This is a genomic window from Methylobacterium sp. J-026 (assembly GCF_022829585.1).
Lineage (GTDB): Bacteria > Pseudomonadota > Alphaproteobacteria > Rhizobiales > Beijerinckiaceae > Methylobacterium.
The window spans coordinates 1-971 of the sequence record NZ_JAKSYC010000329.1 but is presented as its reverse complement, the minus strand read 5'-3'; the positions used below and the strand labels follow the sequence as shown (position 1 = coordinate 971).

The window sequence follows — 971 nt, the reverse complement described above, 5'->3', positions numbered from 1 at the left end:
GTTAGCTCGGGACGAGCTAACGATGCATCGTAAGATTATCAAAGCAGTACCAGACATATTTGATTACAGACCTCTCCCGCTATACGACACAGTGCGGGTGCTCAAGGACTTCGAGACGGCGGATAAGGCCAATAAGAGGCGTAAATCCCATCGACTGACGGGTCGACAGCGCCTGCGAGTTGGCGGCTTCCTGGTTCAGGTCGGCGTTGGTCAAGTTGGCGGAGCCGGTCTGCAACACGTTGATGAGCTGCTTCGCGAAATCCTGGCGGTTCTGCACCACCGAGAGGTTCGAGCCCAGGTTGCCCGCCGCCGAGTCGATCGCGCTGCCGGCGTTGGCCAGTGTGTGCAGCGTGGAGTTGACGTCGGAGTTCAGCAGGAAGTTGCCCAGCCCGTTCGAGCTCGTCGAGCTGTTCGAGTTGGTGACCGAGGTCAGGCCCAGGCCGCTGGCGGTCGCGTCCACCGACGAGACGTCCAGCTTGGAGCTGCCAGTGGCGTTGAACTTGATGGTCAGGTTGTTGCCGGTGCCGGCGATCAGGTTGACGCCGTTGTAGCTGGCATCGCCGGCGAGCTGGGTGATCTGGTTGAGGGGCGACCACCGCCAAGACCGATGCCGAAGCCAAGGCCCTGCTCGCCGCCTTCCAGTTCCCGTTCCGGCGGTGAGGCCCTTGGGCCTCAGCCGCGGACACCGGAGATAGAGCCCATGTCGAAGAAAAGCTCAGTCGAGAAGAACGAGGCCCGCAAGGCGCTGGTGAAGCGCTTCGCGGCCAAGCGGAAGGCGCTCCTCGAGATCGCCAACAACGATGGCCTCGAGATGGAGGAGCGCTTCGAGGTGCGCCTCAAGCTCGCGGAACTGCCGCGCAACTCGTCGGCCACCCGGATCCGCAATCGCTGCGGCATCACCGGCCGTCCGCGCGCCTTCTACCGCAAGATGGGCATCTCGCGCGTGGCGCTGCGCGAGCTTGGCAACCGGG

At 63.4% G+C, this 971-nt stretch carries 2 protein-coding genes; one reads left to right on the top strand and one right to left on the bottom strand.

Features of this window, described 5'->3' with window-relative positions; genetic code table 11:
• Nucleotides 1-79: 79 nt before the first annotated feature.
• Nucleotides 80-460 (bottom strand): hypothetical protein, encoded by a 381-nt coding sequence (locus MKK69_RS28880; protein ID WP_243973609.1) that lies wholly within the window; start codon nucleotides 458-460, stop codon nucleotides 80-82.
• A gap of 240 nt (nucleotides 461-700) precedes the next feature.
• On the opposite strand from MKK69_RS28880, the gene rpsN reads away from it, so the two are divergent.
• Nucleotides 701-971, top strand: a 271-nt coding sequence (gene rpsN / locus MKK69_RS28875; RefSeq protein ID WP_243973608.1) for a 30S ribosomal protein S14, incomplete at its 3' end; no start/stop codon positions are given.